Annotated in this window: 11 protein-coding genes and 1 tRNA gene; 5 read left to right on the forward strand and 7 right to left on the reverse strand. The window is 51.0% G+C overall.

All coding sequences use genetic code 11. The features are described from left to right. The first annotated feature begins 9 nt into the window (after positions 1–9). Complete coding sequence (locus JMW05_RS04090) at positions 10–1,314, forward strand: arsenic transporter (RefSeq protein ID WP_201504109.1); 1,305 nt, start codon at positions 10–12, stop codon at positions 1,312–1,314. Positions 1,315–1,475: 161 nt separating this feature from the next. Here the strand turns inward: JMW05_RS04090 and JMW05_RS04095 are convergent, their stop codons facing one another. Beyond that, positions 1,476–2,291, reverse strand: coding sequence for an amidohydrolase family protein (locus tag JMW05_RS04095; RefSeq protein WP_201504110.1), 816 nt, complete (start codon positions 2,289–2,291; stop codon positions 1,476–1,478). Between the two features lie 235 nt (positions 2,292–2,526). Next, on the reverse strand, positions 2,527–3,816 hold the full coding sequence (locus JMW05_RS04100) for an SLC13 family permease (protein ID WP_201504111.1): 1,290 nt from the start codon (positions 3,814–3,816) through the stop codon (positions 2,527–2,529). A gap of 338 nt (positions 3,817–4,154) precedes the next feature. Between JMW05_RS04100 and JMW05_RS04105 the strand changes: the two genes are divergently transcribed. Continuing rightward, positions 4,155–4,877 (forward strand): GntR family transcriptional regulator, encoded by a 723-nt coding sequence (locus JMW05_RS04105; protein WP_201504112.1) that lies wholly within the window; start codon positions 4,155–4,157, stop codon positions 4,875–4,877. A gap of 16 nt (positions 4,878–4,893) precedes the next feature. On the opposite strand, the gene JMW05_RS04110 is transcribed toward JMW05_RS04105, so the two are convergent. The 3 genes from JMW05_RS04110 to JMW05_RS04120 all read right to left on the reverse strand — a co-directional run bounded on the left by JMW05_RS04110 (position 4,894) and on the right by JMW05_RS04120 (position 8,036). After that, a complete protein-coding gene (locus tag JMW05_RS04110; protein WP_201504113.1) occupies positions 4,894–5,436 on the reverse strand; it encodes a DUF3124 domain-containing protein in 543 nt (180 codons plus the stop codon). 45 nt (positions 5,437–5,481) lie between these two features. Next, positions 5,482–6,183: a potassium channel family protein gene (locus JMW05_RS04115; RefSeq protein WP_201504114.1), complete on the reverse strand. Its 702-nt coding sequence runs from the start codon at positions 6,181–6,183 to the stop codon at positions 5,482–5,484. Positions 6,184–6,278: 95 nt separating this feature from the next. After that, complete coding sequence (locus JMW05_RS04120) at positions 6,279–8,036, reverse strand: TrkH family potassium uptake protein (protein ID WP_201504115.1); 1,758 nt, start codon at positions 8,034–8,036, stop codon at positions 6,279–6,281. 256 nt (positions 8,037–8,292) lie between these two features. On the opposite strand from JMW05_RS04120, the gene JMW05_RS04125 reads away from it, so the two are divergent. Then, a complete protein-coding gene (locus tag JMW05_RS04125) occupies positions 8,293–9,492 on the forward strand; it encodes an amino acid aminotransferase (RefSeq protein WP_201504116.1) in 1,200 nt (399 codons plus the stop codon). A gap of 178 nt (positions 9,493–9,670) precedes the next feature. Here JMW05_RS04125 and JMW05_RS04130 read toward each other — a convergent pair. Together JMW05_RS04130 and JMW05_RS04135 are read right to left on the reverse strand one after the other, a co-directional pair. Further along, positions 9,671–9,747: transfer RNA gene (locus tag JMW05_RS04130), tRNA-Val, on the reverse strand. A gap of 115 nt (positions 9,748–9,862) precedes the next feature. Beyond that, positions 9,863–11,470, reverse strand: a complete 1,608-nt coding sequence (locus JMW05_RS04135; protein ID WP_201504117.1) for a peptide chain release factor 3 — start codon at positions 11,468–11,470, stop codon at positions 9,863–9,865. Between the two features lie 397 nt (positions 11,471–11,867). Between JMW05_RS04135 and JMW05_RS04140 the strand changes: the two genes are divergently transcribed. Both JMW05_RS04140 and polA read left to right on the forward strand, forming a co-directional pair. Further along, positions 11,868–12,281 (forward strand): Ohr family peroxiredoxin, encoded by a 414-nt coding sequence (locus JMW05_RS04140; RefSeq protein WP_201504118.1) that lies wholly within the window; start codon positions 11,868–11,870, stop codon positions 12,279–12,281. A gap of 310 nt (positions 12,282–12,591) precedes the next feature. Next, positions 12,592–15,477, forward strand: a complete 2,886-nt coding sequence (gene polA / locus JMW05_RS04145; RefSeq protein ID WP_406947469.1) for a DNA polymerase I — start codon at positions 12,592–12,594, stop codon at positions 15,475–15,477. Positions 15,478–15,545 lie beyond the last annotated feature (68 nt).

A 15,545-nucleotide genomic window follows, 5' to 3' on the forward strand; every position in this document is an offset into this window, starting at 1 on the left:
GGCGCTGACATGTTGGCATTACTTATTTTTATTGTCACCTTGGTGTTTGTTATTTGGCAGCCCAAAGGTCTTGGTATCGGCTGGAGCGCGCTTGCGGGCGCGCTGGTGGCACTACTCGCGGGTGTGGTGCATCTTACGGACATTGTGACCGTTTGGGACATTGTCTGGGATGCGACCTTTACCTTTGTCGCGCTGATTATCATCTCTTTAATACTCGATAAGGCGGGCTTTTTTGGTTGGGCGGCGCTGCACGTGGCGCGCTTAGGCGGCGGGCGCGGTCGGCGCTTGTTTCCGATGATTGTGCTGCTCGGTGCGGTGATTTCGGCACTGTTTGCCAATGATGGCGCAGCATTGTTATTAACGCCGATTGTCATTGCGATTTTATTGCGTTTGGAATTTACGCCGCGTCAGTCGCTAGCATTTATTATTGCCACAGGCTTTGTCGCTGATACCGCGAGCCTTCCACTATTAACCTCAAACCTTGTCAATATTGTCAGTGCTAATTATTTTGATATTGGCTTTGCGCGCTATGCGCTGGTGATGCTGCCTGTCAACGTGGTGTCAGTGGCGGCGACCTTGGTCGTGCTGTGGCTGGCGTACAAAAGCGACATTCCCGCGACCTACGATACCGAGGACTTGCCCGCACCGATGTCCGCGATTGAAGACCGCTTGGTGTTTTATAGCGCCTTTCCGCTGCTGTTCTTATTGTTGTGCGCGTATATGGCGACCGAGACGCTACAGATTCCGATATCGGTGGTGACGGGTGCGGCGGCGCTGCTGCTCATGGCGATTGCGGCGCGTGTCGGTATGCGTGAGCGTGCCCATATGTCGGTGCTGGCGATTGTCAAGCAAGCCCCGTGGCAGATTGTGCTGTTTTCTATCGGTATGTATCTGGTGGTCTATGGTCTGGGCAATGCCGGCTTGACCGCTTATGGCTCGGCGCTGCTCGGTTGGCTCGGTGAGCAAGGGACATTGATTGCGACCGTGGGCACAGGCTTTGTCTCCGCGATTGTGGCATCTATCATGAACAATATGCCCTCCACGCTCATCGGTGCGCTGGCGATTGACCATGCTACGTTGTCAGCAGAGACACGCGAGCTGATGGTGTACGCCAATGTGATTGGCAATGACTTGGGTCCAAAGCTCACGCCCATCGGTAGCCTTGCGACCCTGTTGTGGCTACACGTCTTAGCCGAAAAAGACTACCGCATCAGCTGGGGACAATATATGAAAATCGGGCTGATGATTACCCCGCCTGTGCTGCTCGTGACCCTAATCGCGCTCGCGGTGTGGCTGCCAATACTGGGCAGCTGATGGCGATGCATCAATACATTGTATTTATAGAAAAACCGCCTGTCGTCATGCGCGTGTGCTTGGCGTGACGACAGGCGGTCTTGATGCTATCTGTACTTAGGCGCTTACAGCTCGGCAGGCGTTTTAAAGCCGAACAGGCGTTTTAAAGCCGAACAGGCGTTTTAAAGCCGAACAGGCGTTTTAAAGCCGAACAGGCGGGCGTTGTTGTCGGTTAGGATTTGCTTTACCAGCTCATCGTCCGCCACAATCTCTTTAAAGGTATTGAGCGCAGTCTCAAAGCTCATGCCATCATGCTGGGTATGCGGCCAGTCGCTGCCCCAAATCAGCTGCGTTTTCATGCCGCGCTCTAGCAGTAGCGCCAGTGCTTCTTTAGCATTTTGGATGCCACTGCGCGCGCCCAAGCGATAATAGGCGGATACCTTGACCCAATGCTGGGCGGGGCTTAGCATCTCAAGCAGCTGTTGATAATCAGGACTGTTCACCCCTTTTATAGGGTCAAAACGCCCGAAGTGGTCAATCACCACATCAATATCATAACGCCCTAAAATGGGCAGCAGCTGTATCAGATAGTCAGGAGTTGCGTGCAGCTCGATTTGCCAGTGCATCTGTTCCATACGCTCAAGACACGCCTGCCAGCCCGCCTCGGTCAAATCAGGACACGGCTTGCCAATCAGATTTAGGCGAATGCCGACGATGCCTTGCTCATTCATCGCTTGTAGTGTGTGCAGCTCGGTCTGCTTGTCAATGACCGCCACGCCCTTTAAGCGCTCAGGATGCGCCGCGATGGCATCGAGCATATAGCGGTTGTCTTCTCCCAAAAAGCTCGGCTGAATCAATACGCCATGCGTAAAGCCGTATCGGTCCAGCTCACGCAGATAGTCCTCTGCGGTCACGGTATATTCAGGCGTGTAGCGCGCGCTGTCTATAAACTTAAGTTTGTGAGAAAACACATGGGCGTGGGTGTCCATATAGCACATAATCCGTCTCTTCTTATTGCTTGTGGTGATGCGTTATCACCATGATGAATGGTTGTTTTTAATGGTATTGCGCTCATCTGTGCGCCGCGCATCGCCCTTATACTGGGACGTTGCGCGCGCTAATGAGCCTTTTTTATTGCCCAACTTGGGACTTTTTTTAATTTTTTGCAGTACTCGTTTGCCGATTGGGCAGCGCATATTGTTTAATTTATGTGCGCTGCCTTTTTTATTCTCGTTAGAACAACACCTGAATCACCACCGTCGCGAGCAAGCCTGCGCCCACGCCAATCGGTACCGCCTTAAACAACAAGGCGTTTAAGAGTTTGTCCTTGTCCACATCGGCAGGCGATGAGCCCAAAATCAAGCTACCACCTGAAGAAAATGGCGAGATGGACGAGCTTTGCGCGCCCACAATGATGCACACAAACAGCAGCAGCGGGTTCAATCCTGACGCGGCGGCGAGTGTCGGCACGATTGGGAACAGCGCGGGCGCAACCACCCCAAGGGTGCTGGCAAAAACCGACATAATAGCACTAATAATGAACACAAGTACGGGCAATAACCAAATCGGCACATTGGTACTCAGCCATGTGGTCAGCTCATCAATCACTCCAACCTGTACGCCAAGGGCAATCAGCATCCCGACGCCACAAATCATGATAAGGGTATTCCAAGGCACCAAACGGATGACGGTCTTTTCATCCCCAAGCTTCATCAATAAGCTGATGATGGCAAAGAAAATAGCAATAAAACCAATATCAATACGCGCGTTTAAGAATTCAATTGCCTCAACATCAGGCAGCAGCAAGTTCAAAATCGGCACGATAAGCACAATCGCCATCATGATAAAAATCAGCATAATCGACTGCTTTTGCTTATGATCCAGCGGCTCAGGCAGCGTCGCTTCAATCGCGGTCTTGTTGTGGCGCATATTGACCAGACTGTATATGCCGAGCACCACCACAGGAATCAAAAACGTCGCGGCAAAAATCCCTGACGAATAGCCAAACGCCAGGTCACTCGGCACGCCTGCGCCATCCATCAACCCACGAAAAATCACCCCGCTCTGTGAGGTCATAAAGTTGGCGCCTGCCAGCGCCCCGTAGTTGACCGCCAGCGCCGCGATGACCACATTCATATTGGTTTTTTGGCACAAAAGTAGCGTCATCGGTGCCATAAACGCCAGCACCGTGTAGTAGCCTGCGCCCAAGCCTGAGATGAGCGTCGCCACCATAAATACCGCCAGCGGCAAGAGCGCAGGAAAGTTGCGGCAGCGATAGATGAGCTGACCTGAGAGCTTCTCAAGCGCACCATTGGCCAAAGAAAAGTTATAAAACAGGGTCACGGCCAAGATGATGAAAAAAATCTTAATCGGCCATAGGGCGATGACGTCAGAGGCTTTTAGCCCCATACCAAAGCAACCAATCAAATAAGAGAATACGATGGCGAAAAAGCCGATATTGATTTTGGTGGTATAGCCCAACACGATTGAGAGGACGATAGCGCCTAAGATATAAAGAGTCATGTCTGCTCCTTGACGTTGACTGAGGCAAAATTCATATAAACATATATATGAATTTCGTGCTTTATTAAAAGTCATTCACAAGGGCTTGTCAAACGCTTTTACAAGACGCCTGTGTTTACCGGTCTGCTTTTATTTAATGCCATAATGACTACATGGTGTTCATTTTATGGCTGTATGCGGCGTATAATTAGTGCCATCATAGGCATGCTTGCTATGTACCAAAAATCGTTCTCGGGTAAAATAAACAAAGTGACTGCAAATGCAGTATCTGGGCGTTGCGTCTGTTATAGTGGCTGTTTTTTTTACGACACATTGATAACTCACTGAAGAAAAAAACAATGGATAATTTTGACAAATTTAAAATGCCACGCTACGAACAAGTACGCTGGTATATTCAGTCCCTATTGGTTGATAACAAGTGGGATACCGACACTGCACTGCCAACCGAGCAAGAGCTTGCCGCCACCTGCGAGGTGTCGGTCGGCACCGTGCGTAAAGCGGTTGAAAAACTGGTCGAGGACGGGGTGCTGGTCAAACAGCAAGGTCGCGGCACGTTTTTAAAACAGCCCAATTTTGAAAACTCTTTATCACGCTTTTTTAAATTCCGTGACAAAGAAGTCAGTTATGTGACGCCGACAGGAATTATCAAATCGGTCGCTTCTATCGATGCGATTGAGTCCGTCAACCAAAAATTGCAGCTTAAAAAAAACCAGCCACTGCTCTATATCGAGCGCGTGCGTATGGTCGATGACAAGGTGATTTTAAGCGAGCGCATCTGGCTGCCGCGTCATCTGTTCCGCGCTTTTATTAATATGGCACCGAGCGACTTTGGCAACCTGCTGTATCCTTTTTATTATCAGCAGTGCGGGCAGTTCGTCTCATCAGCGACCGAGACCTTATTTTTTGTCAAAAATCATGTCGATGAGTACCTAAACAACGCCGCCACTGACAACTTGGTCAAGGTCTGCCGCGTCGCCAGAAACCTAAAAGGCGAGCCGATTGAATACCGTGAGTCTTATGGCTTGGCGGACAGCTTCAGTTACGAGATTGATATCAGCTAGCTCATTGCTCCTTAGCTTATGGCTCAATGGGCGTGCCTTCGGTGGCGAACGCAAAGCCTTTGTTACTAAAATTACCCACCATCACCGCTTCAATAACGGGCGTAACGCTTTTATCCACCCCTTCAACGGTGATGATAAAGTTTGCGCCCGACCCGCCTTTGTCTTCTTCTTTTTCCACGATATAGTTGAGCGTCGCCATCGGCGGCAGCTCAATGGTGCGATCGACGTAGGATTTAATAAACGTGCCATCGGTCGCGTAATAGTCGATTTTATTGATATACAGCGGCTTTTTGAGGTTGGTATTGCGCACGCTCAAGGTCGCGGCAAGCAAGACTTTGCGGTTGTCTTTATCGGTATAAATGTCTGAATAGATGGGCACATAAAAGCTCTGACGGTAGCTAAAGCCGCTGCGGTCAACCTTGTCGGTGACGGTCAGCTCCTCAATGGGGTCTTGCTGATGGTCTGAGAGCGCCACATTGGGGTCGCTCATTTTGGGGTCGCAGCCTGCGCACAGCACAGCAACTGCCAGCCCAAGTAGTGATAAGCGATGTAAGCCCATAACCTCTCCTTTGTCCGTAACTGTCCGCCCAAATGCTGACGCGGGTTAGTGAATACGCACGCCGACACTGCGCAAAAACTGGTTAATGTGTTTGTTCGCGCCGTACACCACAAGGATGTCCTCTGCCTGCAAGATTTGTAGCGGCTGCGCAAGCCCTTGAATGTGCGGACGGCTTTGGATACGCCCAAAGCTGTCCTCGTATTCTTCGTAGCGCATGGTGCTCATCAAGCGAATCTTATAGCGCGGCTCAAGCTGTAGCTCGCCGACCATTTTGCCAATCAGGCTGTCAGGAATGCTAATCTCCACCATACTAAAATGCTCGCTCAGCTCAAACGAGTCAATAAAATGCTGCAAAGACAGACGTTTTGCCCAGCGGCTCGCCGCCTCTTTTTCAGGGTAGATGATGTCATCAACGCCAATCGCTTGCAGCACTTTTTCATGCAGCGGATTGATGCTGCGGCTAATGAGGCGCTTGGCTTTTAGGGTTTTAAACAGCGCGGACGCCATCACGTTTGCGCCCTGATTTTCCCCAATCGCCACAATCACGATATCGGTATCGACAATCGGCAGCCCGTTGACCGTATGCTCATCGGTTGCGTCCATGCAGATGGTGTGCGAGATGACCTCTTTGTAGGTTTCGACCTTTTGCATGCTGCTGTCGATGGCAATCACCTCATGCCCTTGACTGGTCAGCGCCATAGCAAGCGATGAGCCAAAATTGCCCAATCCAACGACGATGTATTTCATAAATCCTCTACGGTTATCACGGCCATTGACTTATTGTAAGCCATTGCCTGCATTTGGGTATATGTGGTATGTAGCGCGGTTGTCGCCTTGTGCCATCAGTTGATGGTAATCTCTTCGGACGGATAGCGGTAGTTGCCTTGGCGCACGTCTTTGAGCAGCGCGATAATGATGGTCAGCATCCCCACCCGCCCGACGAACATAATCACCGACACTACGATTTTGCTAAAGGTGGACAAGCTGCTGGTGAGGTTTAAACTCAGCCCCACCGTGCTGTACGCCGAAAAGCACTCAAACACCACTTTCATCAAATCGAGCTCAGGCTGGTCGTAGCTAATCAAGGTCACGCCCGTACCGATGACCAAGAGCGACAGCCACATAATCGAAAAGGCGCGACTGACCGACACCGAGGCAATTTCGCGCTTGAACACCTCAATACGCGATTGCCCTTTGGCAAGGCTCAAGGTGTTTAATAAAGCAATCGCAAAGGTGCTGGTCTTAATCCCGCCGCCCGTTGAGTTCGGTGAGGCACCAATCCACATCAAAAAGATGGTCAGCATGATGGTCGGAAATGCCAATGCCGTCACATCGACCGTATTAAAGCCAGCCGTACGCGGTGTCGCTGCGGTGAACAGCCCCGTCACCAACTTGCCAATCACACTGTCATGGTCAGAAAGCACGCCATGATACTCAAAGAGCAGCACGCCAATCAGCCCGACGAGCAGCAGCGCCCCTGAAGTAATCAACGTAATGCGACTGTTTAGGCTCAATAGCCACGGCTGATACTGATAGCTCTCATTGCGATACAAAAACTTGCCCGCGCAGTAGCGCAAATAACGCAGCAAATTGACCACAATCACAAAACCCATACCGCCGAATAAAAAAGTCGCGCTGATAATCAGCTGCAAAGGATAATTAAAACGCAGCGCATCATCATACAAGCCTGCACTAAAGGTCGAAAAGCCCGCATTACAAAACGCCGAAACCGCATGAAATGCCGCAAAAAACAAACGCTCGCCAAGCGTGGTATTCGGCATATCATAAATGCTAAGAAATATCAGTGCCGCCGCCAGCGCCTCAATACCAAAGGTCACATAGAGAATGGATTTGAGCGTCGTCACCACATCGCCCAAGCGCGGCGAATGCGTCATCTCACCGATGCTCAGCTGCGTCTCGTAACTGACCCCGCCTTTAAAAAAATAGCTAAAGTAAGTCACAAAGGTCAAAATGCCCAAGCCGCCAATCTGTATCAGCCCCATCAAAATGACCTGCCCAAAGCGCGTAAACTGGGTCGCCGTATCCACCACAATCAGCCCCGTCACGCACACCGCACTGGTCGCGGTGAACAGCGCATCGACAAAGGATAAGGGCTCGGTGGTCGCGTTTGGCATCATCAACAGCAGCGCCCCGACCAGTATCACCGACAAAAAACTTAAAATAAAAAACTGTGCGGGGTTTAAAAACGCGCGGTTTAAATTAAAGTCATTGTCCGATATCTCGCGGATAAAGGTCACAAACACCGCGATTTTAATGGCGATAAAATCATTGTTTTCTGTGGCGATGCCCGACACCAAAAAATCAACAAAATGCAGCGCCAGTAAGACCAAAATCGCCGCACTGGTCACCAAATCGAACACCGCCACCTTATTAAATTTCAAAGGCGCGGACGCATTAATATACCGCCCTGCTGTGGCGACAAACCCAAGCAAAATTATCGACAAATAAAACAGGTGAAAGGCATTTTGTAGCCATGTGGTCAGCACAAAGCCGCTATCAACGAGCGCGACTGCCACCCCGATAACGCTGATGAGTACTGTAAATTTGTTAAACAATCGATATGGAGTGGCTACACGCATAACCCGAGCCCATCTGAGAAGAGAAAAACAAAACAAGGACAGCAAGCGACTAATAACCGTCACTTACCGATGCCTCAATTTTTTGTGAAAAAACAAGGAAAGCAGTACCGCATAATATAGGGTGCATGATACCACGCTTATATGACGTAAAAATAGCGTCACGCGTGGCGAATCGTGCAATCGGCGATTGAGTTTGCGGGCAATCTGGTTTATGATTTTTTGCTGCTTGACCCATTTTTTTTCTAAAGGAAATCTCATGTTTGACCGTATCGAGCATTATGCTGGTGACCCTATCCTAGGACTGGTCAGCCAGTTCGTTGCTGACGAAAACCCCAACAAAGTCAATCTAGGTATTGGCGTGTATTATGATGAAGACGGCAAAATGCCTGTTTTGGAATGCGTCAAGACCGCCGAAGAGCGCATCGCTGACCCCATCAAGCCGCGTCCTTATTTGCCAATGCAAGGCTTAGCAGGTCATCGTAAAGGCTGCCAAGACTTGTTGTTCGGGGCGGATGCTGCGGTACTACAAGAAGAGCGCGTCGCGACCATCGCCACCATCGGCGGCTCAGGCGCACTCAAAGTGGGCGCGGAGTTTATCAATCAGTGGTTCCCAGATGCTGAGTGCTACGTGAGTGACCCAACGTGGGGCAACCACATCGCCATCTTTGAAGGCTCAAACATCACGGTCAAAAAATACCCGTACTACGACAAAGCCACCAACAGCGTGCGCTTTGACGACATGATTGCTTGCCTAAAAGGCATGAACAAAAATGACGTCGTACTGCTGCACCCATGCTGCCACAACCCAACGGGCATGGACTTGACCCAAGCGCAGTGGGATGAGGTGCTCGACGTCATCAAAGCAGGCGAGCTGATTCCATTTATGGACATCGCCTATCAAGGCTTTGGCGAAGACATGGACACCGATGCCTACGCCATTCGTAAAGCCGTAGACATGGGTCTGCCGCTGTTTGTCAGCAACTCGTTCTCTAAAAACCTATCACTATACGGCGAGCGCGTCGGCGGCTTGTCTGTCGTCTGCCCAACCAAAGAGGAAGCTGAGCGCGTCTTTGGTCAGCTCACCTTTACCGTACGCCGCATCTACTCAAGCCCACCATCACACGGCGGTCATGTGGTCGATATCGTCATGAATGACGACGCGCTACACGAGCAGTGGGTCGGCGAAGTCTACGCCATGCGCGACCGTATCAAAGCGATGCGCAGCAAGCTGCAAGCGGTATTGGAAGAAAAAGTACCGAACCAAAACTTTGACTACCTCACCCGCCAAAACGGTATGTTCAGCTTCACAGGTCTGACGCCTGAACAAGTTGAACGCCTACGCGCTGAATACGGCATCTACATGGTGTCCAACTCGCGTATGTGTGTGGCTGGTCTAAACAGCGACAACATCGACTACATCGCCAACGCGATGGCAGCGGTACTGCAAGACGCGTAAGCAAGCGTCTTTTAAGCAAAAAAGCCGAGCTGAGATGCTCGGCTTTTTTTGTGGGTGTTGTTTGGGGTTATTAAAAGTTTTCTACTTTTCATGACGACAAGTTATGGAATACTTTGTATTGATAAAAAGTGATAAGCAAAAAAAATCCCCAATCTTTCGACTGGGGATTTTTAATATCTGGTAGGCGTAACTAGATTCGAACTAGCGACCTCCACCATGTCAAGGTGGCGCTCTAACCAACTGAGCTATACGCCTTTATAGGTCACGTATTCTAGCACCTTTTTTTAGCTTTGCAAGCGCTTTTTGATAAAAAGTTGATTTATCTTTTGCGCCTGCCGTTTTGTACCATATCGCGCCTGAAAACGTGTGCTTAGTGCTCACGCGTATTGCTAAAGGTCACCTCAGGATAGCGCTCTTGCATCAGCTGCAAGTTGACGCGCGAGGGCGCAAGATACGTCAGATAGCCACCGCCATCGAGAGACAGCTGGTCATGTGCTTTACGCTTAAACTTGGTCAGTGCCACCTCGTCATCACAATGAATCCAGCGCACGGTGGCGATAGACACAGGCTCAAAGGTACATTGTACCTTGTATTCTTCTTTAAGGCGATGCGCGACCACTTCAAACTGCAGCACACCGACCGCGCCTAGAATCAGGTCATTATTAATCTGCGGCATAAAGACCTGCGTTGCGCCCTCTTCGCTCAACTGCTGTAGCCCTTTTTGTAGCGCTTTTGATTTGAGTGGGTCTTTGAGTACCACGCGGCGGAACAGCTCAGGTGCAAAGTGCGGAATGCCCGTAAAGTTCAGCGCTTCGCCTTCGGTAAAGCTGTCGCCAATCGAAATCGTGCCGTGGTTGTGCAGACCGATGATGTCACCTGGGTAAGCTTCCTCTAACGCTTCGCGGTCACCCGCCAAAAAGGTCAAGGCATCGGCGATACGCACGTCTTTGCCAAGGCGTACGTGGTTCATTTTCATGCCTTTTTCGTATTTGCCTGAGCAAACGCGTAAGAAGGCAATGCGGTCACGGTGGCGCGGGTCCATGTTGGCTTGGATTTTAAACACAAAGCCGCTGAACGCCGTCTCGGTCGCGGCAACTTCGCGCTGTTCGGTCGGGTGCGCCTTTGGTGGCGGCGCATATTCGACCAAGGTGTCGAGCACCATGTTGATACCAAAGTTACCGAGCGCCGTACCAAAGAGCACAGGTGTCATCTCGCCCGCCAAAAACGCATCGGTGTCGAACTCTTCAAGCGCCATCTGTACCAGCTCAAGCGACTCTTCAAAAGCTGAGAACATCAGCGCGCCCAAGCGCTCGCGCACATCAGGATAGTCGTAGCCGTCGCGGGTCTCAATCTCGGTAATCTCGCCGCCATGACCTTTTTCATAAAAATAGGTCTTGTCTTCGAGCAGATGATACACGCCGACAAAGTCTTGCCCCATGCCGACAGGCCAAGTCACGGGAATACATTTAATTTTAAGAACGGTCTCAATCTCGTCGAGCAGCTCAAGCGGGTCACGAATCTGACGGTCGAGTTTGTTCACAAACGAGATAATCGGTGTATCGCGCATACGACAGACGTCCATCAGCTTGATGGTACGTTCCTCGACCCCTTTTGCGCCGTCAATGACCATCAGCGCGCTGTCTACAGCGGTCAGGGTGCGGTAGGTGTCTTCACTAAAGTCGGCGTGACCTGGGGTATCGAGTAGGTTGACGATATGGTCTTTGTACGGGAACTGCATCACCGAGGTGGTGATTGAGATGCCGCGCTCTTGCTCCATGCTCATCCAGTCCGAGGTGGCGTGGCGGTCAGTTTTGCGCCCTTTTACCTCGCCTGCGACCTGAATCGCCTGTCCCCAGAGGAGCAGCTTTTCGGTCATGGTGGTTTTACCCGCATCAGGGTGCGAGATGATGGCAAAGGTGCGGCGTTTGGCAACCTCATTGGCGAGTTTGCTTGGCACGAGTTTGGATTCTGCGCTCATAATCAATGACTTATCGTTAAATTTTGGAAGAAAAAAAGCGGAAATACGGCTGATAGGTGGTGGTGTTTTGATGCGCGTATTGTAGCCGATTTGCCGTCAAGATGCTATTTTTGCCCGTCCCTGCGGCGCGCATTATCGGCGAATCAGACGCTTTATCCCCTTATCCCTTGCCTATTAGGTAGACTCATCGTTATAGTCGATGGCGTATCAATGGTTTGGGCATGAAGGCACACCCATAAGTAAAACTTACAAACGGGCATCATACCTTTACTTCCTTTATATAGAACACGCCCGCTCGTTTGTTATGATGGCTCAGTGATGACGAGCGCATCAGACTTTTTTTATATAACGATTGATATCAGCAATAACACTCACAAAAATTGAAAAAGGACAAAGAATGAAAACATTATATTCAACCAAAGCAACCGTTACTGGCGGCCGTGCAGGCAGCGCAAGCTTGAGCGACAGCGACTTGACCGTCAACATGGTACCACCAGGCAGCAAAGAAGAAGGTAACAACCCAGAACAGCTACTGGCGATGGGCTATGCCGCTTGTTTTGACGGCGCACTGGGTGTGGTCAAAAAAATGGAAAGCGCGAGCTTTGCTTCAACCACAGAAGCCAGCGTTGATTTGCTACAAGGCGAAGGGCATGACTATAAGCTTGCGGTAAAAATCCACGTCATCGCTGAAAAGACTGACCTATCGGCAGAAGAAGTACAAAAACTGGTCGAAAAAGCGCACGAAGTCTGCCCATACTCAAAAGCCACGCGCAGCAACATCGACGTTGAAGTGACGTCAGAAGTTAAATAAGCCACGCGCTTTGTTACGCAAGTGACAACACGGTTGGTCCTAATTGACCGACTATAGAGAACCCAGCTGACCGCTGGGTTCTTTTTTTTGAGCATACACATCGTTACGGTTTGCAGGTTCGGCACAAGTGATTTTTATCGTTATAATGGACTGTCTGCGTGCTGCGAGGCATTTTTGCGCACGCGTTTTGCAGACGTCTGCCTTTGATAATCAATAAGTGAGTGTTATGACTGATAATGACCACAATTCCCACAGTGCCATTGACCCAACCGCGCTGCCGAGCTTTGACACCATGCCCAATGTGGCCACCATGGAAACGAGCCATGTGAACAAAGACCAGCCGCCGTTTATCCTTGTCGATGGCTCGTATTATCTGTTTCGCACTTATCATGCCTTACCACCGATGACCACCACGCAAGGGCTGCACACCAATGCAGTGCGCGGTACGCTGAACGCCTTATTAAAGCTGATGCGCCGCTACCACCCTACGCATATGGCGGTTGCCTTTGATACCAAAGCGCCAACCTTTCGCCACCAGCTGTCTGCCGATTATAAGGCGGGACGTCCGCCGATGGATAAGGAGCTGTCACAGCAAATCAGCTACATTCACCGCCTCGTCACCGCGCTTGGGCTGCCGCTCCTGCGTATCGAAGGCGCGGAGGCAGACGACATCATCGGCACACTGGCGCAGCGTGCGGTGGCAGAAGGGCATCACGTGGTCATCTCCACAGGGGATAAAGACATGGCGCAGCTCGTCAATGACTGCGTGATATTAGAAGACAGCTTTACAGGCAAAATCACCGACCGCGCCGCCGTGATTGACAAGTTCGGTGTCGCGCCTGAGCAGATGATTGACTATTTAACCTTAATGGGTGACAGCTCGGACGGTATCAAAGGCGTACCGGGTATCGGTAAAAAAACTGCCGAAACGCTGCTGACCAAGTACGGCAACATCGGTAATATCCTCGCGCACGTGGACGACATCAAAGGGCGTGCGGGCAAAAACTTGGTCGAATATGCCGATGACATTCCAATGAATGCGCAGCTGGCGACCATCGTCACCGACTTGGAGATTGGGCAAGATTGGGAAGATTTAAGAATCAATACCGACCCCTCTGCCTATATTGACGAGCTGCGCGCACTCTACAGCGAGCTTGAGTTTAAAAACGAGCTGGCATCGCTCGACCACCCGAACCACCCCGCCAATGCGCAAGGCGTCGCTGCCAGTCAAGCCGCGACTGAATCGCAAGCGCAGATTGCCAAGTCGGTACAATCGACCAAGATTGATAATATTAAAAACAGCAAACAGCACGACAAAGCATGGCACACCGTGCTGGACATGCCCGCCTTTGACAGCTTGGTTGCCCGCTTAGAAGCCGCGCCGTATTTTGTCATCGATACCGAGACCACCAGTGTCCACTGGCGCGAGGCAGAGATTGTCGGCGTGTCTTTGGCGCTAGAGGCACACGAAGCCTATTATATTCCGCTGACCCACGACCTTGCGGACGACCCGTTGACGGACAAACAGCTCGACCGTGATACCGTGCTTGCGCGCCTCAAGCCGATTTTAGAAAACCACAACATCGGCAAAATCGGTCAGCACCTCAAATACGACACGCACGTGCTCAGCCATTATGGCATCGATTTGCTCGGTCATCCGCACGCGCCTGAGGCAAGCGCTGCCAAATACCCAAACAACTGGGCAATGGACACCATGCTCGCCAGCTATGTGATTAACGCGGCGGTGACGCGCCACGGCATGGACGACTTGGCGCGCCATTATCTACACACACAGACCATCACATATGAAGATGTGGCGGGCAAAGGCGCAAAGCAAGTCACCTTTAACCAAGTGGCTATCGATATCGCGAGCGATTATGCGTGCGAAGATGCGGACGTGACCTTGCAGCTGTTTGAGCTGTTTAATGACAAGCTCAAAGACGATGCCAATAATGCCAAGCTCTTGCACCAATTAGAAATCCCAACCGCGCAGATTCTGTGCAACATGGAAGCGGACGGCATCTTAATCAAGCGCTCGTTTTTAAATGAACTGTCCAAACGTTTTGATGAAGAAATCATCGCGCTTGAGGCACGTGCGCACGACATCGCAGGCGACGCCTTTAACGTCGGCTCACCCAAGCAGCTGGGCGAAGTGTTGTTTGATAAGCTCGGCGTGATTGGCGGCAAAAAAACCAAATCAGGACAATACTCGACGAGCGAGGCGGTGCTCTCCAAGATTGACCACCCGCTGGTGGATGTGGTGCTGGAATATCGCAGCCTATCCAAGCTCAAAAGCACATATACCGATGCGCTGGACGCGGTGAGTGACAAAGACACCGACCGCGTACACACCAGCTACCATCAAGCGCTGACCAGCACAGGGCGTCTGTCCTCGACCGACCCCAACTTACAGAACATTCCTATCCGTACCGCGACAGGTCGCCTGATTCGCCAAGCCTTTATCGCGCCGCCTGAGCGCGTCATTGTCGCGGCGGATTATTCACAGATTGAGCTGCGCTTGATGGCGCATTTTTCAGGTGATGAGACCTTGACCCGTGCCTTTAACGAAGGCTTGGACATTCACACCGCCACCGCCGCCGAAGTGCTGGGCAAAGCGGTCGATGAGGTCAGTGCCACCGAGCGACGCAATGCTAAGGCGATTAACTTTGGCTTGCTATATGGCATGAGTGCCTTTGGCTTAGCAAAACAGCTGCAAATGGGACGCAACGAGGCACAAGACTACATCGATATGTACTTTAACCGCTATCCCAAGGTCAAGCAGTACATGATTGACACCCGTGCCAGCGCCTACGAGCATGGCTACGTGCAGACGCTGCTTGGGCGCAAGCTCTACACCCCTGATATCAACAGCAGCAACCGCATGGTCAAGCAAGCCGCCGAGCGCGCCGCCATCAATGCGCCGCTACAAGGCTCCGCCGCCGACATTATTAAACTTGCGATGATTGCGGTCGATAAGGTGCTGCCAAAAGACCACGCCAAAATGCTCCTGCAAGTGCATGATGAACTGGTATTTGAAGTGGACCAAGACAAGGTCGATGAGATAAGCACCCTTATCCAAAATGCCATGCAGGACGTGCTGACGCGTACCGCTGCCGATTGCGGCTGGGACATTGAGTTTGCCGTACCGCTACTGGTCGAAACCGATAGCGGACACAACTGGGACGAAGCGCACTAAGGCACACCCGTGCTTTTAGGCGACGTATTTTAATGTTTGATTACCATATTTTATTATTATAAGGATAA

The sequence above is a fragment of the Psychrobacter aestuarii genome, assembly GCF_904846035.1.
GTDB classification, from domain to species: Bacteria; Pseudomonadota; Gammaproteobacteria; order Pseudomonadales; family Moraxellaceae; genus Psychrobacter; species Psychrobacter aestuarii.

Excerpts from the sequence above, each read along its gene's own strand:
- JMW05_RS04090 (WP_201504109.1), top strand. The coding sequence starts at position 10 with ATGTTGGCATTACTTATTTTTATTGTCACCTTGGTGTTTGTTATTTGG.
- JMW05_RS04095 (WP_201504110.1), bottom strand. The coding sequence starts at position 2,291 with ATGTGCTATATGGACACCCACGCCCATGTGTTTTCTCACAAACTTAAG.
- JMW05_RS04100 (WP_201504111.1), bottom strand. The coding sequence starts at position 3,816 with ATGACTCTTTATATCTTAGGCGCTATCGTCCTCTCAATCGTGTTGGGC.
- JMW05_RS04105 (WP_201504112.1), top strand. The coding sequence starts at position 4,155 with ATGGATAATTTTGACAAATTTAAAATGCCACGCTACGAACAAGTACGC.
- JMW05_RS04110 (WP_201504113.1), bottom strand. The coding sequence starts at position 5,436 with ATGGGCTTACATCGCTTATCACTACTTGGGCTGGCAGTTGCTGTGCTG.
- JMW05_RS04115 (WP_201504114.1), bottom strand. The coding sequence starts at position 6,183 with ATGAAATACATCGTCGTTGGATTGGGCAATTTTGGCTCATCGCTTGCT.
- JMW05_RS04120 (WP_201504115.1), bottom strand. The coding sequence starts at position 8,036 with ATGCGTGTAGCCACTCCATATCGATTGTTTAACAAATTTACAGTACTC.
- JMW05_RS04125 (WP_201504116.1), top strand. The coding sequence starts at position 8,293 with ATGTTTGACCGTATCGAGCATTATGCTGGTGACCCTATCCTAGGACTG.
- JMW05_RS04135 (WP_201504117.1), bottom strand. The coding sequence starts at position 11,470 with ATGAGCGCAGAATCCAAACTCGTGCCAAGCAAACTCGCCAATGAGGTT.
- JMW05_RS04140 (WP_201504118.1), top strand. The coding sequence starts at position 11,868 with ATGAAAACATTATATTCAACCAAAGCAACCGTTACTGGCGGCCGTGCA.
- polA (WP_406947469.1), top strand. The coding sequence starts at position 12,592 with ATGGAAACGAGCCATGTGAACAAAGACCAGCCGCCGTTTATCCTTGTC.